Genomic DNA, 19,372 nt, shown 5'->3' on the forward strand with positions numbered 1-19,372 from the left:
CATCGCCACAGGAGATGTCGCAGCGGGCAGTGCAGACAGGGGAGGCCATATCGGTGGGATCAGCTGTGAACGTCTGCGTCGTAGGGCTTGGGCGGGCCGGCATGGTTCACGCGGTCAACTTCCAGCGGCACGTGGCCGGCGCCGTGCTGGCAGCGGTGGTCGAGGCCGACCGCGAGGTACTGGAGGCGCGCGCAGCGGAGCTCGGGGTGGCCGGGCGGTTCACCGGGATCCGTGAGGCGCTCGATGGGGCGCCGGTGGACGCGGTGTGCATAACCACGCCCACCTTCACGCACGCGGAGATCGCGGTGGCGGCCGCCCACTCCGGCAAGCACGTTATCTGCGAGAAGCCCATGGCCCTGAACCTGGCCGAGGCAGACCGGATGATCGAGGCCGCGGCAGATGCGGGCGTCCTGCTGCAGATGGCGTTCATGCGTCGGTTCGATCCTGCCTTCAGGGAGGCCAGACAGTTCGTGGCCGACGGCAGGATCGGTCGCCCCATGGTCATTCGATCACTCACCCGCGGGCCGGGCCTGCCTCCGCGCTGGGCCTGGGATCCTACTCGCAGTAACGGCATGCTTGCGGAGGTGAACAGCCACGACTTCGACACCGTGCGGTGGATCGCCGGTTCGGAGGTTACCCGGGTCTATGCCGAGACGTCCGCGTCCAAGCGGCCCGATCTGCTCGATGAGTTCCCCGGGTTCTACGACAGCGCGGTGGTGACGCTGCGCATGGCGGACGGCGCCCTGGCCACGATTGACGGCGCGTGCCCGGTGGACTACGGCTACGACGCCCGGCTGGAGGTCCTGGGCACCGAGGGCGTTCTTCAAGTGGGCGAGTTGCGGGGCGGAGCCGTCCTGCTCTGCACGAGGGAGTCCGGCGTCCAGTCCAAGCCGTTCGCGAGCTGGCGCGATCGGTTCAGGGAAGCGTACGTCGCTGAGGCCGCGCACTTCATCCGCTGCATACGGGCAGAGGAGCAGCTTCTCTCCACCGGGCTCGACGGCAGGAAGGCGCTGGAGGCCACGCTCGCGGCCAACCTCTCCAGCCGCCTGGGCGCGCCGGTCGTCCTCCCGCTCAAGGAAGAGGACGTCAAGAAAGAGGGCGTCCTGGAGGATCGGGCTTGAAAGCGCTGGTGTACCATGCCCCAGAGGGGCTCCGGCTCGTCGAGATCGAGACCCCGCGCCTGGGAGCCGGGGATGTCCTCCTGGAGGTGGCGGCGGCCAGCATCTGCGCCACGGATCTGCGAATCGTAGGGGGCGGGCACCTCAAGATCCGCGACGGCGTGCGCCGCGTCCCAGGACACGAGGTCGCGGGCCGGGCGGCGGCGACAGGTCCGCAGGTGACCGGCATCTCGGTCGGGATGCCGGTGGTGGTGATCCCCAACATCGGCTGCGGCGCCTGCGATCAGTGCATCCGCGGGCAGACGCACCTCTGCCCCACATACGAGGCGTTCGGCATTGATCTGGACGGTGGCTTTGCTGAGTTCATGCTCGTGCCGGAGCGGGCACTGCGCCAGGCCCTGCTGGTCCCGATCCCTGATGGGATGAGCTTTTCCGAAGCAGCCCTCGTCGAGCCGCTCTCCTGCTGCTACAACGGGATCCAGGCCGGCCGGATCGTTCCCGGTGACACGGTGCTCGTAGTCGGAGGCGGGCCGATCGGGCTCATGCACGTGCTGCTGGCGCGCCTGGCCGGCGCCCGACGCGTGATCGTGAGCGAGATCCTGGATGAGCGGCTGGCTCAGGCGAGCAGCTTTGGAGCGGACGTGCTCATCAACCCTGACGTTGAGGACGCGCAGGAGGCGGTGCTGCGGGCGACCGGCGGAGGAGGGGCGGATGTGGTCATTGTGGCCGCGCCCTCTCCGCAGGCCATGGAGCAGGCCCCGGCCCTGGCGGCCGCAGAGGGCAGGGTGGTCTACTTCGCCGGGCTTCCGCGCGGTCAGGATACCATCACCTTCTCACCCAATCGGATTCACTATCGCCAGATCACGGTTACCGGGACCACAGGCGCCAGCCGCTGGCAGTTCAAGCGGGCTCTGGACCTGGCTGCTGCGCGGCGCGTTGACCTGTCACGCCTGGTCGGCGCGGTTCTTCCACTGGAAGACGGGCTGGCGGCCTTCGACCGCGCCCGCTCCCGCCGAGAACTGAAGATCGTAATCGCCCCTGGTAGAAGCGAAAGGCGGGTGACCGGATGAGCGAAGCTCAGGCATTTCGCATGCTGGTGGACGGCGCGTGGGTAGAGGCCGAGGACTGCCAGGCCTTTCCCGTGACCAACCCTGCCACCGGAGAGGTAGTAGGCCACGCGCCCAAGGCTACCGCGCGAGACGTCGAGCGCGCAGTGGAGGCCGCGGCGCGGGCCTTTCCTGCCTGGGCCGCGACCCCGGCTCCCAGGCGCGGCCGGCTGCTGAGAAAGGCCGCCGACCTCCTCCGCGAGCGGCGCGAGCCCGTCGCGCGGCTGCTTACCGCCGAGCAGGGCAAGCCCCTCAAGGAAGCCCTGGGAGAGGTAGACGGCGCCGCAGAGGCCTTCGAGTACTTCTCCGAGGAGGGCCGGCGCCTGCTGGGTGAGACGATAGCCACCGACTCGAACTCGCGCCGCAGCATCGTCATAAGGCAGCCGGTGGGCCCGGTGGCGGCGATCGCGCCCTGGAACTACCCTCTGCTGCTCATCTCGTGGAAGCTGGCGCCGGCGCTCCTCGCCGGATGCCCGGTGGTGGCCAAGCCTGCCAGCGACACCCCGCTCTCCACGCTGCGGCTGTTTGAGTGCCTCCATGAGGCCGGACTGCCACCGGGCGTGGCCGGCGTGGTGAGCGGGCCTGCCTCGGTAGTGGGCCGCGCCCTGGTCGCCAACCCTCTGATCAGGAAGATCGCGCTCACCGGGCAGACCGAGACCGGCAAGGAGATCATGCGGGTCGCCTCCGACCGCGTGGCCCGGCTCTCACTGGAACTGGGCGGCCACTGCCCGCTGATAGTGTGTCCGGACGCGGATCTGGATGCGGCCGCACAAGGCGGCGCCTACCGTTCGTTCCGCAACATGGGGCAGATCTGCAACGCCATCAACCGGATCTACGTGCACCAGGACGTCTACGACGAGTACGTGGACCGGTTTGTGGCGAAGACCGCGGCCCTGCGCATAGGCAACGGCCTCGACCCTGACGTGGACCTCGGGCCGATGACCAACGCGGCCGGCGTGGCGACCGCGCGTGATCACATCGAGGACGCCGTTTCCAAGGGCGCCCGCGTGCTCTACGGCGGGGGGCCCCCAGAGGGCGAGGCTTACAGCCGCGGCAACTTCTTCCTTCCGACCGTGCTCGTGAACGTGAACCACGACATGAAGGTGATGCGCGAGGAGACCTTCGGACCCGTGGCGCCCATCATGGCCGTGGGTAGCGTGGACGAGGCCGTGCGCTTCGCCAACGACACGCCCTACGGGCTTGTCGCCTATCTCTACACGCGCGACCTGGCCACCGCGATCACGGTGGCCGAGCGCCTGGAGGCCGGAACCGTGGGTGTGAACAACGTCGCCGGCGGCGAGATAGCCTATCCCTACGGTGGGTGGAAGCAGAGCGGGTTCGGCATAGAGAACTCCCGTCACGCCCTGGCCGAGTACCTGGCGGTCAAGCACATCCGCATAGACCTCGGCGGATAGGCAGGGCCGGGGAAGGACAGGTAGGCCGGGGGAGGATGGGGAGAACGGCCATGGATCTGGTGGAACCCTTTTCTTCACGAGTGGATCTCCGTGAGGGCCTGCTGGGAGACGGCGTGATCAAACTCGCGCGGCGGCTCAGCGACCTGCGTGGGATATTCCGGGACGAGAAGGCGCGGGCCGAGATGGTGGTCCAGGTGGATCCTCTCGTCTACGAGGTGTTCGTGGCCCCGGCCCCAGAGAGCGAAGGGCACCTCTGCCACGGGGTGACGGTGCTGCACCCGGGTCGCGTTGGAGACGAGTACTTCATGACCAAAGGGCACTACCATCAGAGGTCCGAGGCCGCGGAGGTGTACTACGGTCTGGCAGGAGACGGCCTGATGATGCTGCAGACCCGCTGGGGACTCTGGCGGACCGTAGACATCGGGCCTGGGACCGTCGTCTATGTCCCCCCTCACTGGGGCCACCGCTCGATCAACACCGGCGATGTGCCGCTGATCCTGCTCTTTGCCTATCCCGGCGACGCCGGGCACGACTACGGCACGATCGAGTCTACCGGGTTTGCGCGGCTGGTGGTGGCAGACAACGGGCGGCCCAGCGTTGTGGAGAACCCAAGGTACATCGCGGAGGCCCCACTATGAGCCGGACATGCCTCATAGGCGTTGACCTCGGGACGACCGCGACCAAGGCGGCCATCTTCTCCCAAGACGGCACGCTCCTGGCCGACGCATCAGAGGAGTCCCGCCTGATTCAGCCGCGTCCCGGGTGGGTTGAACAGGATCCAGAGCATCTCTACGGTGCCGCGGTGCGCACGATCCGCGCCTGCCTCGAGCGCAGCGGCATATCCCCAGGCGAGGTCGCCGGGCTGTCCTTCGACGGCCAGATGGCCGGGATAGGAACGGTTGACGCGCACTGGGGCACGCCCACTCCCTACGACTCCTGGCTGGACACCCGGTGCGGGCCCTACATTGACGCGATGCGTCCGCATGAGGAGCAGATAGTCCGCCTGACCGGCGGGCCGCCCACCTACTCCCATGGGCCCAAGATCCTGCACCTGGCGCGCGAACGTCCGGATGTCTTTGCCCGGGTCGCGAAGTTCGTGGTTCCGGGAGGCTACGTTGCTGGGCGCATGGCCGGCCTGGCCGGCGCCGACGCGTTCATGGACTACACGTACCTCCACTTCACCTGCCTCGCCGACACACAGGAGACCAAGTGGTCAAGTGAACTCTGCGGTCTCTTTGAGATTTCCCAGTCGAAGCTGCCGAGGATCGTCCGGCCCTGGGAGGTCATCGGTCGCGTGACGCCGGAGGCGGCGGCGGCCACCGGGCTCCTGGCAGGCACGCCTATCGCCGCAGGATGCGGAGACCAGGCCGCAGGGATGCTGGGAGCCGCCATGGTGGAGCCGGGTCTGGTCTTCGACGTCGCCGGCACCGCGTCCGTGCTGGCGATCTGCACCGACCGGTTCGCCCCTGACGTGGCGCACCGGACCCTGTTCGCAGCGCGCCTGGTGCCGGAGGGGTTGTGGTACTCCCTTGCCTACATCAACGGAGGGGGGCTGAACTTGCGCTGGTTCAGGGACACGTTCGCCGACGGGCAGGCAGGATACCGGGCCCTGGACGAAGAGGCGCGCGCGATCCCACCCGGCGCCGACGGGCTGTTGTTCCTCCCGCATCTGGGCGGCCGCGTCTGCCCCAGCGACCCTGCGCTGCGGGGAGTCTGGATCGGATTCACCTGGGCCCATTCCAAGGCCCACTTCTACAGATCGCTCCTTGAGGGTGTTGCATACGAGTACGCGCTGTACCTGGACATCGAGCAGGCCCTGCTGCCCGGGATGATCCTCACCGAGGCCCGCGTCATAGGCGGCGGGTCCTCCAGCGACCTTTGGAACCAGATAAAGGCGGACGTGCTCGGGCTTCCCTACGCGCGGCTGAACCGCACCGAGCTCGCGGTTCTGGGGTCCGCCATCGTGGCAGGCGCCGCCGTTGGAGTCTACGATGATCTCAAGGCGACGGCCAGCCGGATGGTGGGGCAGACAGGCCGCATCGAACCACGCGCAGGGGAGCACGCGCGCTACAGGCCGTTTGTGGACCTCTACCGATCCCTGTTCGATCTCACGCGGCCGGCGTCGCGGGCGCTTGCCGGGCTCCAGCAGGGAGCAGCCCCAGGGGACACGCGGTGAGCCGCACGGTTCTGGTGACAGCACGGGCGTTCCGGGACGCGCCGGGAGAACACTGGAGCATCCTTGAACAGGCCGGGTGTCAGGTCAAGATCTCACCTTCCCAGGGGCGGCTGGAGGAGACCGCCCTGGCCGAGATGATCGCGGACTGCGATGGTGCGATTGTCGGCACGGAGCCGATCACAGCGAGGGTGATCGCCGGCGCGCCCCGCCTGCGGGTGCTGTCGCGGTTTGGGACAGGCGTTGACAGCGTTGACCTGGCCGCCGCCACTGCCGCGGGCATTGTTGTTACCGTAACCGCGGGGGCCAACGCGACCGCGGTTGCCGAGCTGGTGATCGGTTTCGTGCTGGCTCTGGCCCGGGGCATTCCCAGGTACGATGCGCGGACGAAGCGCGGGGACTGGCGACGGGAGGTGGGGGCCGAGATCGCCGGCAAGACCCTGGGCATCGTGGGCCTGGGGCGCATCGGCAAGGAGGTTGCCGTCCGCGCGCGGGCGCTTGGGATGCGGGTGACCTACTTCGATCCCGTGCGTCCTACCCCCGAGGAGGAGGCCGCGCTGGGGGTCACCTTCCTGGCGCTTGCGGATCTGCTGCGGGAGTCGGACTTCGTCTCGCTCCACGCCCCGCTCGCGCAGGAAACCGTGCGCATGATCGGAGCCAACGAACTCGCGCTGATGCGGCCATCCGCCTACCTGATCAACACGGCGCGCGGTGAGTTGGTGGACGAGGCGGCCCTCTCAGAGGCGCTGCGCAGGGGCGACCTTGCAGGCGCCGCGCTGGATGTCCGGACGGTCGAGCCCTCCCAGCCAGACGATCTCCTGTGCCTGGATTCGGTGATTCTCACGCCGCATGCGGGCTCCCAGACGCGGGAGGCGATCCTACGGATGAGCATCATTGCCGCCCGAAACGTCGTCTCGGTCCTGGCGGGTGAGCGGCCTGAGGGTGTGGTCAACCCTGATGTCTACGTCCGGGCATGCAAGGAGGGAATGGCAGGGCGTGCCCACAATGAAGGAGGTGAGAGGCGGCAGGGAAGGGAGCGGTAGCAGGGGAGTCCATCTGGTCGGGAGGTGATAGCACATGGCCCGCAAGAGAAGGCTGATCGGTATGCTGGTCGGCCTCGCCCTTTGTGTTACGCTTCTTCCCATGGGAGCGGCCGGACAGGGGAAGCCGTTCTCGGGCGCTACGCTTACCGTGTTCACCCAGAACCCACCGTACATCGCCAAGCCGGTGCAGATGTTCGCGCCGGCATGGCAGGAGCGCACCGGTGGGAAGATCAACCTTGTGACGGCTCCCTTCGGGGAGTTGTACTCCAAGTTGATGTCCTCCTTCGCCCTGGGGACGGCGGCATATGATGTGGCGCTGTTCGCCTCGGCCTGGATGGGTGACTTCGCCGGCAACCGGTACCTGCTCGATCTGACCGACCGCATCAAGGCCGACGCCGGGCTCAGCTGGGGCGACATCCTGCCTACCTATCAGCAAACAGTCAACTGGGGCGGCCTGCTCTATGCCCTTCCCATTGACGGCGACGTGCACACGGTGTACTACCGGCGCGACGCCCTGGAGAACCCCAAGCACAAGGCCCGGTTCAAGGCCAAGTACGGATACGACCTGCGGCCTCCTGCGACCTGGAAGGAGTATCGCGACATCGCCGAGTTCTTCAACGGCTGGGAATGGGCAGGGGACGGCAAAAAGCGCTTCGGCGTCCTCGAGGCCTTTAGGCGCGGCGGACAGGCGTTCTGGTTCTTCATGTCCCATGCGGCTTCCTATGTGAGCGTGCCGGGCCAGAGGGGGAACATGTTCTTCGACCCGGAGACCATGAAGCCGCAGATCAACAACCCGGGCTTCGTGAAGGCCCTGGAGGATTGGGTGGCCCTGGTCAAGCTGGGCCCGCCCGGCATGATCAACTTCGATTCGGGCGATGTGCGCAGCCAGTTCGCCGCCGGCGTGGCCGCCCTTGCACTCGACTGGGGCGATACCGGGATCGTTGGGGGCACGGATCCCAAGTCCATCGTGCGGGGGAAGATCGGCACCATCGTGCTGCCGGGCTCCTCGCAGGTGTACGACTACAAGACCGGCAAGTGGACGACGGTCGAGCGGCCCAACGTGGCGCCCTACCTGGCCTTCGGCGGCTGGGTCTGCGGTGTGATGGTTACAACCAAGAACCCCTCCGCCGCGTACGACTTCTGCCGGACCATCGCTGAGCCCAAGAACAGCTACACCGCCGTGACCACCGCGGAAACCGGGCTCAACCCGTTCCGCGCGTCCCACTTCGCCGACACCTCGGGCTGGAAGAAGTTTGGGTTCGTTGAGCCAGACCTAGGTTCGTACCTGGGGGCCATCAAGGCCTCGCTTGCTCACCCCAACGCCCAGCTTGACCTGAAGTTGCCTGGGCAGGCGCGCTACCTCGATGCGATGGAGACGCAGCTTGCCCGCGCCGCTGCCGGCGAGATCACTCCCAAGGCCGCCCTGGACGGCGCCGCGGCCGAGTGGGAGAAGATCACCAACGACCTGGGCCGCGACAGGATGATCGCCCTATACCGCGCGTGGCTGGGTCTCCCGGCCAAGTAGCACGGAGGGACGCCCCGCGGGCAGGCCCGCGGGGCGTCCCCAGCACGGCCTGAAAGGTGATCGCGGGCAGTCGAGAGCGCCCGGTTGAGAGCGCCCGGCTCAGAGCGCCCAGTTGAGAGCACCCGAGTGAGCAATCCGCGACCGACCCAGGCGTACCGCCCAGGGCAGCAGTCCGCGGCTCCCTTCCTGTTCCCGGCCGTTGGGATTCTGCTGCTGTTTGCGGTCTTTCCCTTCCTGTTCACGCTGGCCCTGACCCTGAGCCGCGTGTCCCTGGTGGGAGGACTGCGGCTGGGCTTCGGAGGTCTGGCCAACTGGATCCGGCTGGCGACCGACGACCGATTCTGGAACTCGCTGTCAAACACCGTGCTCATCGTGGCGGCCGCGGTTACGCTGGAGCTCCTGCTCGGGCTTGCACTCGCACTGCTGATGAACCGGCCCCTGCGCGGAGGCGGAATCTTCCGCACGGTGTTCATCCTGCCAATGACGCTGGCTCCCATTGCCATCGGCTACACGTGGCGGATGCTCTACCATGAGACCATCGGCCCTCTCAACGCCCTGCTCGACATGGTTGGGCTTCCCCCGGTGGCCTGGACAAGCGACCGGCACGTGGCCATCTTTGCGATCATCCTCACCGATGTCTGGCACTGGACCCCGTTCATGTTCATCGTGCTCCTGGCCGCGCTGCAAGCCCTGCCCGTGGAGGTGATCGAGGCCGCTCAGCTCGACGGGACCTCGGGATGGCAGCTCTTCCGCCACATCGTGTTCCCCATGCTCGTGCCGACCGCGGTGGCGGTGACGCTGCTGCGCACCCTGGAGGCGTTCAAGATCGTGGACGAGATCTTCATCATCACCGGGGGTGGCCCAGGCGTAGGCACGGAGAGCCTGACGCTCCACGCCTACTACGTGGGCTTCCTGTCCTTCGACCTTGCCTACGGCGCCACCATCGCCCTGGCGCTGTTCCTCCTGGTTATGGTGTCGGCCCTTGTCCTGGTGCGCGTGACGCGACGCTACCAGGCGGCGGAGTTGTGGTCATGAGGGCGCGCGGGATCAGGCTCGGGCTCATCTACGCCGCCCTCTCCGCCTGGGGCCTGTTTGCGCTCTTCCCCCTGTACTGGACCGTGATCGCTTCCTTCAAGGAACCCCTGGCCGTGAGCCAGGGAGCCACGTTCCTGCCATGGGTGGACTTCCAGCCCACGCTCTCCGCGTGGCGCGCCATCCTCTTCGGGATAGAGAAGGAGACGGTCGGCCGGCCGCTGGCCAACAGCGTCATCATCGGGCTGGGAAGCACACTCCTCGTCGTGATCGTGGGTGCGATGGCGGCTTACGGCCTTACGCGCTTCCAGGTGCGGGCCGGCCCGCTCGGCAACCAGGACGTGCTGTTCTGGATCGTCTCACAACGGATGATGCCGCCCATAGTGACCGGCCTGGCGCTGTTCCTGATGCTGCGCGTGGTGGGCCTGACGGATACCCGGGCGGGCATGGTGCTGGTCTACACCGCCTTCAACCTGCCGCTGGCGGTCTGGCTGATGCACAACTTCTTCAAGCAGATTCCGCCCTCGCTGGAGGAAGCCGCGCTCACGGACGGTGCCTCCCGCGCTCAGATCCTCTGGCGCATCGTCCTGCCGGTCTCGACGCCCGGGTTGGTGGCCACCTTTCTGTTCTGCCTGGTGTTTGCCTGGAACGAGTTCCTGCTCGCCCTGATCCTGACGTTCAGCGAAGCGCGCACGATGCCCATCCTGATCGCGTCCCAGCACACTCAGCGCGCCATAGAGTGGTGGTCGCTCTCGGCGATGTCGCTGATCACGATTCTTCCGGTTGTCCTGATCACTATTGGGCTGCAGCGGTACCTGGTGACCAACGTCCTGGGAGGCTTCGGACGATGAGGCGGCTGATTCTTGCCCACGACCTGGGGACGACGGGCAACAAGGCGACGCTGTTTGGGGAAGACGGCGTGCTGCTGGCGAGCGCGTTCGCCGGGTACGAGACACGCTACCCTGCCATCAACTGGGCCGAGCAGGACCCCGCGGACTGGTGGAGGGCGTTCTGCCAGTCATCCCGCCGGTTGCTGGAGCAGGCCGGCGTTGCCCCGGGTGAAATCGGCGTTGTCAGCTTCAGCGGCCAGATGATGGGCTGCCTGCCGGTGGACGCCCGCGGGCGTCCGCTGCGGCCCTCGATCATCTGGGCGGACCAGCGCGCGGAGGGAGAGGCCCAGTTGCTCCGCGAGCGGGTCGGCGAGGAGGCGGTCTACCGTCTGACCGGCCACCGCATCAGCCCCGCGTACTCCCTGGAGAAGATCCTGTGGGTAAGGGATCATGAGCCCGAGATCTTCAGGCAGACCCACAAGGTGCTGCATGCGAAGGACTACCTGATCTGTCGGCTCACTGGCGATTTCGTTACCGACTACTCGGATGCGTCGGGCATGAACGCCTTCGACCTGCACTCCAGGACTTGGGCGCACCAGATCCTCGACGCGGTGGGCGTGTCCGCAGAGATACTCCCGGCACTGCGCTCCTCGATTGACGTGGTGGGAGAGGTGCGGCCAGAGGCCGCGGCAGAGGCCGGGCTCTCGCCGGGCACGCCCGTGGTGGCCGGCGGCGGAGACGGTCCGTGCGCCGCGGTGGGCGCGGGCGTGGTTCGCCAGGGCACCGCTTACAACTACGTCGGCTCATCCTCGTGGATCGCGCTGGCATCTCCCGCTCCCGTAGAGGATCCCGAACGGCGCACGTTTAACTTCCACCACCTGGACCCTAGGATGATTATGCCCACCGGCACCATGCAGACCGCGGGCGGCTCCTACCAGTGGTTCAGGAACCAGCTCGGCGGGCTTGAGGCCCAGGAGGCACGAGAGCGCGGGGTTGATCCCTACGAGATCCTCGACCGCGAGGCAGAGGCGATCCCTCCGGGCGCGGGGAACCTGATCTATCTTCCCTACCTGATGGGCGAACGCGCTCCCCACTGGAACCCCCGCGCAAGGGGCGCCTTCATCGGCCTGACGATGACACACACGCGGGCGCACATGACGCGGGCAGTCCTGGAAGGTGTGGCCTTCAACCTGCGCATCATCCTGGACGCCTTCCAGCGGCAGGGCGCCGGGATCGAGCAGATGCGGTTGATAGGTGGAGGCGCACGGGGACGATTGTGGCGGCAGATCATCGCCGACGTGTACGGCGTGCCCGTGCTGCGTCCGCGCTACCTGGAAGAGGCCACCTCGCTGGGAGCAGCGGTGGCAGGCGGGATCGGGGTTGGGCTGATCAAGGACTTCAGCGCTGCCGAGCAACTGGTCGAGATCGTCGAGGAGCAGTCTCCTGATCCGGCCGCCGGCGGGCGCTATGCCGATCTCTACCCGGTCTTCTGCGACGCCTACACGGCGCTGGTCCCGATCTTCGAGCGCCTGGCGCAGGCGGGCTAGGCAGAACGTGCTGCGAATCCCATCCGAGGACCTCACCCGCCAGTATGCGGAGATCGCCACCGAAATCCGTGCGGCCCTGGACGAGGTCCTTCCCACCGGGCGCTATGTGCTCGGGCCCATGGTCGAGGCCTTCGAGCAGGAGTGGGCCGCCTACTGCGGGACGCAGTTCAGTCTTGGAATCAGCAATGGCACCGAGGCGCTGCACCTGGCCCTCCTTGCCGCCGGCATTGGGCCCGGCGATGAGGTGATCGTCCCGGCCAACACCTACGCTGCGACGGCGTTCGCGACATCGTACACGGGCGCGGTTCCGGTGTTCGCAGACGTTGACCCGGCCACATACAACGTCACCGCTGGTACCGTCGAGGAGGCCCTGACCCCGCGCACCAGGGCGGTTGTTGCCGTGCACATGTACGGTCAGCCGGTCGAGATGGATCTGATGGTCGCCCTGGAGCGGAGGCATGGTCTCGTAGTGATCGAAGACGCGGCTCACAGCCACGGTGCCCGGTACCGCGGCCGCCGCACCGGATCGCTGGGCGAGATCGGGTGCTTCAGCTTCTACCCCGCGAAGGTCCTGGGATGCTACGGCGACGGCGGGGCCATTACGACTGACCGGGAGGACTACTTCGAGGAGATCCGCGCTCTGCGCTACATGGGCCAGCGGACCAAGCACAGGCACGAGGTCGTCGGGCACCAGCAACGACTGGACGCACTCCAGGCGGCGATCCTGCGCGTGAAGCTCCGTCACCTGGACGCCTGGATCGCGCGGCGTCAGCGCTGGGCCGCGCTCTACTCCGAGCTCCTGGCCGGCCTACCGGTAGTGCCCCCCTGCGTCACTCCCGGCAACACGCACGTCTACTACATGTACACCATCCGCGCACAGCGGCGCGACGCCCTGATGGAATACCTGGCCGGGCGCGGCATCGGTACGCAGATCATCTATCCGACGCTGGTTCCCTTCCAGCCGGCATACGGGTCCCTGGGCTACAGGCCCGGCCAGTTCCCGGCAGCCGAGGCGGCCTGCGGCGAGGTCCTCTGCCTCCCGATCTTCCCGGAGCTGACCGAGGAAGAGGTGCGCGCCGTTGCGGATGCCGTCAGGGCATTCTACGCCGGATAGCCCCGGCGCATGACCAGACTCACCGTTCTTGGTGGAAGCAGCGTGGCCACACCCGAGCTCGTGGCCGTTCTGGCCCGATTTCCGACGCCGAGCCCGCCGCTCGAGGTGATGCTGCACGGTCGAAGCCCGGAGAAGCTGGAACTCGTGGGACGGGTGTGCGCCCGCGTGGCTGCGCAGAGGGAGGGGCTCGCGGTGGGCTGGACCACGGATCTCCCTCGTGCCCTGGACCGGGCGGGGATCGTGCTGCTGCAGGTGCGGGTGGGCGGGTACAGGGCAAGGGCGTTCGACGAGGCGTTTCCGCGCGAGCTCGGCATCCCGGGCGACGAGACGCTGGGCCCTGGGGGATTCGCGAACGCCCTGCGCACCGTGCCCGTGGCCGTGGACCTGGGTGCCGCGATCGAGCGACATGCTCCCAACGCGTGGGTGCTGAACCTGACCAACCCGAGCAGCGTGGTTCAGCTTGCCCTGCACCGGACCACCCGGCTGCGCTTGATCGGGCTGTGCGATGTGCCGGTTACGATGCTGGAGGGAATAGCCGGCGTCATCGGGGCAGGCCCCGGCGAGGTGCGGGTGGACTACGTTGGAATGCACCATTTCGGCTGGATCACGCGGGTGTGGCACCAGGGGCGTGAGGTGACAGGTGAGGTCCTGGCCCGCAGCGGCGAGCTCCCGTGGATCCATGCTCCTGCCGAGCTGGTCTGCGCCATGGGCGCGATCCCAGGACCGTTCTTCGACTACGTGCTGGTACCCGAGGTGGTGCTCCGGCAGCAGACGGGCCGGCGGCTGCGCGGAGAGGAACTCCTGGACCTGGAGGAAACCCTGCTCCGAGAGTACCGCGCGTACCTGGCCTCGGACGAGGCCGGGTCCTCGGCAGGAGTGGGACGGCGCCGCGCAATCTGGTACGCCAAGATCATCGGGCCTGTCATCTGGGCCCTGATCGCGGATGCCGGGGCCGCGCAGATCCTGGATCTGCCCAACCATGGAGCCGTGCCCTGGCTGCCGGACGACGCAATCGTGGAAGTACCCGCATCCCTCGGCCCACAGGGCCCGAGGCCTGCAGGCCGTGGGGTCGCCCCGCCGGACGTGGTGGCGCTCACGCAGCACCACTGCGCGTGCGAGTCCCTGCTCGTGGAGGCGATCCTTGAACGCTCGTACGGTAAGGCGTGGCGGGCCATGGCACTCAACCTGATGGTGCACGGCTCGGCCCAGGCCCGGACCCTGCTGGACCGGATCTGGCCCCACGGCGGCATTGTTCTCTAGGGCATTCTTCTCAAGCCGGGCAGGGAGCCGCCGCCGCCCGCGCGAAGACCGGCATGATCCGGGCCAGGTACACGAGGAGGAAGAACGATGGCATGGAGTCAGACCCTGGAAGCATTCGATCTCCTTGACTCCGCGCGGGCCAGCGGTGAGCGCGTGGCCGAGGCGCTCCGTAGCCGCGGCGCGGAGTGTCAGGTGGTTCAGGTAACCGGCGAGAAGGGCTCCACCGATTTCGTCCGCGTTGCCTTCCCGGGAACCAGGGGACGCAGCACAGGTGGGGACGCCAGAACGCTGGGCATCATTGGCAGGCTCGGCGGCATAGGCGCCCGCCCAGACCGGATCGGCCTCGTTTCGGACGCCGACGGCGCCATAACCGCGGTCGCGTGCGCGCTCAAGCTGGCGGAGATGCGCCGCGAGGGAGACCCATTGCCCGGGGACGTCATCGTCGCCACCCACATCTGTCCGCGCGCTGTGATAATGCAGATCGCGCCGGTGGCGATGATGAACTCGCCCGTGGACATCGCGACAATGAACGCCCACGAGGTGGATCCCTCCATGGAGGCGATCCTATCCGTTGACACGACGCGGGGCAACCGGGTCATCAACCACAAGGGCATCGCCATCACGCTGCCGGTCAAGGAGGGGTACATCCTGCGGGCCGGCGAATGCCTGCTCGACATCTACCAGTGGGTGACCGGCCTGGCGCCGGTGATCGTGCCGCTGGCCACCCAGGACATCACGCCCTATGGCACCGGGCTCCGGCACATCAACAGCATCGTCCAGCCCTCGACCGCGACGGCTGCGCCGGTGGTGGGACTAGCCCTCACTGCCGAGGTGCCCGTTCCCGGCGCGGCATCGGGCGCCAGCCAGGCCGCCGACATCGAGACCGCGGTGCGGTTCTGCCTGGAGGTCGCCAAGGCCTACGGCGAAGGCATTTGCGAGTTCTACGACCGCAAGGAGTTCGACGAGTTGCTCATGCGGTACGGACCGATGCGCCGCCTCCAGACGCCGGGCCAGGAGGCCCCGGCTTGAGCCGCCTGGCGCTCACCACCGCGCATGTCGAGGCCGCGGTCCTGGGCGGCGCGGTCCTGGGTGGCGGCGGAGGTGGATGGATAGCCGAAGGCCTTGCGCGCGGCCGCCTGGCAGTGGCGCTGGGCACGGTGGAGCTCGTCTCGGTTGACGACCTCCCGCCCGATTCCATGATCGCCACCGCGGCGCTGGTCGGCGCGCCCTCGCCCAAGGAGCAGTTCGTGCGGCCGGTGGACTTCATACGGGCCATGCGGTTGCTTGCGGAGCGGGCCGGGATCATACTGGGTGGGATCATCGCCAACGAGAACGGCGGTGGGGCTACCGTGAACGGCTGGCTGCAGGCGGCCGCATTGGGCCTGCCTGTGGTGGACGCGCCGTGCAACGGCCGCGCTCATCCCACCGGCCTGATGGGCGCGATGGGGCTCCAGCGGGTGGAAGGGTACACCTCCCACCAGGTTGCGGCCGGCGGCAACCCTGCTGCCGGGCGCTATATCGAGGTCTACGCTGCCGGGGCGATCAGGCGGGCGGCGTTCTTGATCCGCACCGCTTCCATCGAGGCCGGCGGCACGGTGGCCGTGGCGCGCGACCCTGTGCCGCTCTCGTATGTCCGCAACCATGCCGCGCCCGGCGCGATCCGGCAGGCGATCGCCACGGGCGAAGCCATGCTGGCTGCGCGGCCCCGCGGGGGAGGGGCCGTTGTGGAGGCCGCCGCCAGGGCCCTGGGTGGACTGGTGATGGATGAGGGCACGGTAGAGAGCGTGCGGCTCGAGGTCGCGGGCGGGTACGATGTGGGAACGGTCTTGATACGTGGTGGACGCGGCCGGCACGAGCTGACCTTCTGGAACGAGTACATGACACTGGAGACCGATGGGGAACGCAGGGCCACCTTCCCGGATCTGGTCACCACCATGAACCCCGACGATGGCACGCCGCTGGCCACGGCCGAGGTGGTGGCGGGGATGCGCGTAGCCGTTCTGGTGGTCCCGCGGCAGCGCCTGATCCTGGGCGCAGGGATGCGGGATCCCGAGCTGTTCATGGACGTGGAGCGTACCGTGGACAAGGAGGTTGTGCACTATGTCTTCTAACCCGGGCGTCGTGGCCGCGGTTACGATCGGGCAGAGCCCGCGCCCCGACATCTTCGATGAGATCATGCCCCTGCTCGGAGCCGACATCCGGGTGATCGAGGCCGGCGCGCTGGACGGCCTGGGCGATGAAGAGATCGCGGCACTGCGCCCGACTCTGGACGACCCCATCCTGGTGACACGGCTGCGCGACGGCAGCGAGGCGCTGGTCGGTAGGCGGCGGATCCTGCCGCGCGTGCAGGGCTGCATTGACCAAGTGGGGCATCAGGCCGACCTGATCGTGTTGCTCTGCACAGGAACTTTCCCGCCGTTTGCGACTCAGCGGATGGTGCTCTACCCCGAGCACGTGATCTTCCAACTGGCCCGGGCGGTCGCGCCGGGCGGCCGGATCGGCGTGCTGACGCCGTCGGCGCACCAGGTCGCCGACCAGGAACGCAGGTGGCGCGATGTGGCCTCGGTGGTGACCGTGCTGCCTTTCTCGCCCTACACTGCGAGCGATGACGACGACCTGAGCAGGGCCTGCGCCGCCTTCGTAGATGCGAACGTGGACATTGTCGTTCTGGACTGCTTGGGCTACACGGTGGCGCTGAAGCAGAAGGTAAGGAGGCTGGCCCGCCGCCCTGTTCTGCTCGCGCGTACCGTGCTCGCAAGGGCCGTGGCCGAACTCGTCTAGCCCACACCATGGATCCGTCTCTCCTGCCCTTCTTCAGCCCTGGCGGGGTTGTCGTCATCGGCGCCTCGCACGACCCCGTCAAGCTGGGCTACGGGGTGGCGCACAACCTGGTGGCGAGCGGGTACCGGGGAGCGATCCACCTGGTGAATCCCAAGGGAGGGCGCCTTCTCGATCGCCCCGTCTACGCCGAGGTTGCCCTGGTGCCCGACCCCGCGGACCTGGCGATCCTGATCGTCCCAGCGCCGGCGGTTTCCGAGGCGCTGCGGGCATGCGCGTTGCGCGGGATCCGGACCGCGATCGTAACCTCGGGTGGTTTCCGTGAGGCAGGCCCGGAGGGCGCGGCCCTGGAGGCGGAGTGCGCGCGCATTGCCCGCGAATCTGGGATCCGCCTGCTGGGTCCCAACTGCATCGGCGTGCTGGACACGCACCTGCCGCTGGATACCACGTTCCTGCAACCGCCGGGGCCGCTTCCCGGCAGCGTCGCTTTCATTTCGCACTCGGGCGCCATGTGCGCGGTCGTGGCGGAGCAGGCGCGAGCGCTGGGTCTTGGGATCTCGCGGATGGTCAGCTTGGGCAACCAGGCCGACATCACCGAGACTGAACTGTTACCCCTGGTGGCGGAGGACCCGGACACGCGGGTCGTGACGCTCTTCCTGGAGGGTTGCTCCGACGGCCGGCGGTTCGTTGAGGAATCCGGCCGGATCGCGCGCCGGAAGCCTATCATCGCCCTGAAGGCAGGACGATCCGCAGGAGGGCGGCGGGCCGCGGTCTCTCACACCGGCGCGCTGGCAGGGCAGGATACCGCCTACGACGCGGCGTTCCACCGCGCCGGGGTGATCCGCGCAGGCACCATCGAGGAGATGCTGGATTGGGCACGTGCCCTGGAGTGGTGTCCCCTACCCACGGGGCGCGCGATGGCGGTGCTCACCAACGCGGGCGGCCCAGGGGTGATGGCCGCCGACGCCCTGGAAGCATGCGGTCTGTCTCTGGCTGAACTGAGCGAGGCCACGCGCTCCGCGCTGCAAGGCCTGCTGCCCGGCTCCGCCAGCGTGGGCAACCCCGTGGACATCCTGGCCTCAGCCTCTCCTGAGATGTACGCTGCCTGCCTGCGTCTCCTGCTGCGTGATCCCGGCGTGCACGGCGTGCTGGTGATGCTCCCGCCGCCACCGATGCACCCGGCCGGGTCCGTGGCCGACGAGCTCGTTCAGGTAGTGCAGGCCTCTGCCAAGCCGGTGATGGTCGCTCTGATGGGCGGGGACTCAATGCGTCACGCCGCCGAGCGGCTGCGCGCCGCGCGCATCCCGGACTGCCGATCGCCCGAGAGCGCGGCGTCGGCCCTGGCTGCGCTCGCAGGACGCGCCGAGGCACTGGGCCGCTCCGAACAGCCGCCCATGGTTTTCGATGACGTGCATCCCGAGGTGGTACGCGAGACTGTCCGCCGCGCCCTGGCTGGCAGCACCGGTGTCACGGGCGCTGTCGGCAGCACCGGTGTCTGGCTTGCCCCTGGCGAGGCCGCCCGCGTCATGGCCGCGTACGGGATCCCGGCCCAGCCGGCCGCGCTGGCCCAAACCGCCACGGAAGCCGCTGCCCTGGCCTGCCAGATGGGCTTTCCTGTGGCGCTGAAGGTTGTATCCCCTGAGATCACGCACAAGTCCGATGTCGGCGGGGTGATGCTGGATCTCCCGGATGCCGCGGCCGTGGCCGGCGGCTTCGCGGCGATGCTGGAGAGGGTGCGGTCGGTCCGACCCGATTCCAGGATCGATGGCGTGATCGTGCAGCGGATGCTCCCTGCCGGACAGGACTTGATCGTCGGCGCGCTCGCAGACCCGCAGTTTGGGCCGCTGATGATGCTCGGCTCCGGAGGGGTGGAGGTAGAGGGGCTGCGCGATGCCGCCTTTGCCCTGGCCCCGCTTTCGAGGCCGGACGCCGAAGCGTTGCTGGCCAGCACGTGGGCCGGCCGGAGGCTAGGCGGCTACAGGAACCTGGCGTCGGCCGACCGCGGCGCGGTGATTGAGGTGGTGCTGCGCCTGGCGCAGCTGGCCGCCGACTTTCCGGACCTTGTTGAGATCGAGATCAACCCGCTGCGGGCCCTGCCTGATGGGCAGGGGGCCGTCGCGGTGGACGTGCGGGCTCTCGCGCGGCGCGGATAGATCCGGCTGCGGCTGGTTCAGGCAGAGGTAGCGGCCACGACGACGCGATCGCGCCCCTCTGACTTCGCACGGTAGAGCGCCGCATCCGCGTTCTCTATCAGGTCCTCCCCACTCGCGCCGTGCTCGGGGAAGGCCGCAACTCCCAGGGAGATGGTCACCGGGCCCAGGGACTCGCCCAGGTGCGAGACGTGCAGGTGCTTGGCGGTCTCCCGGAGCTGCTCGGCACGCGACCTGGCGCAGTTCAGCGCTGCCTCGGGCAGAATCAGGACGAACTCCTC

General features: G+C 68.1%; 17 protein-coding genes. 16 read left to right on the forward strand and 1 reads right to left on the reverse strand.

Annotated elements, in window-relative coordinates:
- Window positions 1–14 precede the first annotated feature (14 nt).
- The 16 genes from FJX73_11465 to FJX73_11540 all read left to right on the forward strand — a co-directional run bounded on the left by FJX73_11465 (window position 15) and on the right by FJX73_11540 (window position 19,094).
- Window positions 15–1,121 (forward strand): oxidoreductase, encoded by a 1,107-nt coding sequence (locus FJX73_11465; GenBank protein MBM3471390.1) that lies wholly within the window; start codon window positions 15–17, stop codon window positions 1,119–1,121.
- Window positions 1,118–2,188: a zinc-binding dehydrogenase gene (locus FJX73_11470; GenBank protein MBM3471391.1), complete on the forward strand. Its 1,071-nt coding sequence runs from the start codon at window positions 1,118–1,120 to the stop codon at window positions 2,186–2,188. Before FJX73_11465 ends, FJX73_11470 begins: the two co-directional genes overlap by 4 nt.
- Entirely contained in the window at window positions 2,185–3,639 is a 1,455-nt protein-coding gene (locus FJX73_11475) for an NAD-dependent succinate-semialdehyde dehydrogenase (GenBank protein MBM3471392.1), read from the forward strand. Before FJX73_11470 ends, FJX73_11475 begins: the two co-directional genes overlap by 4 nt.
- 50 nt (window positions 3,640–3,689) lie before the next feature.
- On the forward strand, window positions 3,690–4,277 hold the full coding sequence (locus FJX73_11480) for a cupin domain-containing protein (protein ID MBM3471393.1): 588 nt from the start codon (window positions 3,690–3,692) through the stop codon (window positions 4,275–4,277).
- Window positions 4,274–5,815, forward strand: a complete 1,542-nt coding sequence (locus tag FJX73_11485; protein ID MBM3471394.1) for a xylulose kinase — start codon at window positions 4,274–4,276, stop codon at window positions 5,813–5,815. Before FJX73_11480 ends, FJX73_11485 begins: the two co-directional genes overlap by 4 nt.
- Window positions 5,734–6,855: a hydroxyacid dehydrogenase gene (locus FJX73_11490; protein ID MBM3471395.1), complete on the forward strand. Its 1,122-nt coding sequence runs from the start codon at window positions 5,734–5,736 to the stop codon at window positions 6,853–6,855. Before FJX73_11485 ends, FJX73_11490 begins: the two co-directional genes overlap by 82 nt.
- A 34-nt stretch (window positions 6,856–6,889) precedes the next feature.
- On the forward strand, window positions 6,890–8,380 hold the full coding sequence (locus FJX73_11495) for an extracellular solute-binding protein (protein MBM3471396.1): 1,491 nt from the start codon (window positions 6,890–6,892) through the stop codon (window positions 8,378–8,380).
- A gap of 126 nt (window positions 8,381–8,506) precedes the next feature.
- Window positions 8,507–9,415 carry a sugar ABC transporter permease gene (locus FJX73_11500; protein MBM3471397.1) on the forward strand — a complete coding sequence of 303 codons (909 nt, stop codon included), beginning with the start codon at window positions 8,507–8,509 and terminating at the stop codon, window positions 9,413–9,415.
- A complete protein-coding gene (locus FJX73_11505; protein MBM3471398.1) occupies window positions 9,412–10,263 on the forward strand; it encodes a carbohydrate ABC transporter permease in 852 nt (283 codons plus the stop codon). Before FJX73_11500 ends, FJX73_11505 begins: the two co-directional genes overlap by 4 nt.
- Window positions 10,260–11,789 (forward strand): xylulokinase, encoded by a 1,530-nt coding sequence (gene xylB, locus FJX73_11510; protein ID MBM3471399.1) that lies wholly within the window; start codon window positions 10,260–10,262, stop codon window positions 11,787–11,789. Before FJX73_11505 ends, xylB begins: the two co-directional genes overlap by 4 nt.
- Window positions 11,710–12,903, forward strand: a complete 1,194-nt coding sequence (locus FJX73_11515) for a DegT/DnrJ/EryC1/StrS family aminotransferase (GenBank protein MBM3471400.1) — start codon at window positions 11,710–11,712, stop codon at window positions 12,901–12,903. Before xylB ends, FJX73_11515 begins: the two co-directional genes overlap by 80 nt.
- Window positions 12,904–12,912: 9 nt before the next feature.
- Entirely contained in the window at window positions 12,913–14,163 is a 1,251-nt protein-coding gene (locus FJX73_11520) for a hypothetical protein (GenBank protein MBM3471401.1), read from the forward strand.
- A gap of 87 nt (window positions 14,164–14,250) precedes the next feature.
- Window positions 14,251–15,192 carry a DUF1177 domain-containing protein gene (locus tag FJX73_11525; GenBank protein MBM3471402.1) on the forward strand — a complete coding sequence of 314 codons (942 nt, stop codon included), beginning with the start codon at window positions 14,251–14,253 and terminating at the stop codon, window positions 15,190–15,192.
- The gene (locus tag FJX73_11530; GenBank protein MBM3471403.1) at window positions 15,189–16,274 is read left to right on the forward strand and encodes a DUF917 family protein; all 1,086 of its coding nucleotides are present in this window, start codon (window positions 15,189–15,191) and stop codon (window positions 16,272–16,274) included. Before FJX73_11525 ends, FJX73_11530 begins: the two co-directional genes overlap by 4 nt.
- Window positions 16,264–16,944: an AroM family protein gene (locus FJX73_11535; GenBank protein ID MBM3471404.1), complete on the forward strand. Its 681-nt coding sequence runs from the start codon at window positions 16,264–16,266 to the stop codon at window positions 16,942–16,944. Before FJX73_11530 ends, FJX73_11535 begins: the two co-directional genes overlap by 11 nt.
- An 8-nt stretch (window positions 16,945–16,952) precedes the next feature.
- Window positions 16,953–19,094 carry a CoA-binding protein gene (locus FJX73_11540; GenBank protein ID MBM3471405.1) on the forward strand — a complete coding sequence of 714 codons (2,142 nt, stop codon included), beginning with the start codon at window positions 16,953–16,955 and terminating at the stop codon, window positions 19,092–19,094.
- Window positions 19,095–19,111: 17 nt separating this feature from the next.
- On the opposite strand, the gene FJX73_11545 is transcribed toward FJX73_11540, so the two are convergent.
- On the reverse strand, window positions 19,112–19,372 hold a 261-nt coding region (locus tag FJX73_11545), incomplete at its 5' end, for a GGDEF domain-containing protein (protein MBM3471406.1).

The sequence above is a fragment of the Armatimonadota bacterium genome (assembly GCA_016869025.1).
Lineage (GTDB): Bacteria > Sysuimicrobiota > Sysuimicrobiia > Sysuimicrobiales > Humicultoraceae > VGFA01.

What these genes read in the sequence shown, in the direction of transcription:
- FJX73_11465 (MBM3471390.1), top strand. Translation starts at nt 15, where the DNA reads ATGTCGCAGCGGGCAGTGCAGACAGGGGAGGCCATATCGGTGGGATCA.
- FJX73_11475 (MBM3471392.1), top strand. Translation starts at nt 2,185, where the DNA reads ATGAGCGAAGCTCAGGCATTTCGCATGCTGGTGGACGGCGCGTGGGTA.
- FJX73_11480 (MBM3471393.1), top strand. Translation starts at nt 3,690, where the DNA reads ATGGATCTGGTGGAACCCTTTTCTTCACGAGTGGATCTCCGTGAGGGC.
- FJX73_11485 (MBM3471394.1), top strand. Translation starts at nt 4,274, where the DNA reads ATGAGCCGGACATGCCTCATAGGCGTTGACCTCGGGACGACCGCGACC.
- FJX73_11495 (MBM3471396.1), top strand. Translation starts at nt 6,890, where the DNA reads ATGGCCCGCAAGAGAAGGCTGATCGGTATGCTGGTCGGCCTCGCCCTT.
- FJX73_11505 (MBM3471398.1), top strand. Translation starts at nt 9,412, where the DNA reads ATGAGGGCGCGCGGGATCAGGCTCGGGCTCATCTACGCCGCCCTCTCC.
- xylB (MBM3471399.1), top strand. Translation starts at nt 10,260, where the DNA reads ATGAGGCGGCTGATTCTTGCCCACGACCTGGGGACGACGGGCAACAAG.
- FJX73_11515 (MBM3471400.1), top strand. Translation starts at nt 11,710, where the DNA reads ATGCCGATCTCTACCCGGTCTTCTGCGACGCCTACACGGCGCTGGTCC.
- FJX73_11520 (MBM3471401.1), top strand. Translation starts at nt 12,913, where the DNA reads ATGACCAGACTCACCGTTCTTGGTGGAAGCAGCGTGGCCACACCCGAG.
- FJX73_11525 (MBM3471402.1), top strand. Translation starts at nt 14,251, where the DNA reads ATGGCATGGAGTCAGACCCTGGAAGCATTCGATCTCCTTGACTCCGCG.
- FJX73_11535 (MBM3471404.1), top strand. Translation starts at nt 16,264, where the DNA reads ATGTCTTCTAACCCGGGCGTCGTGGCCGCGGTTACGATCGGGCAGAGC.
- FJX73_11540 (MBM3471405.1), top strand. Translation starts at nt 16,953, where the DNA reads ATGGATCCGTCTCTCCTGCCCTTCTTCAGCCCTGGCGGGGTTGTCGTC.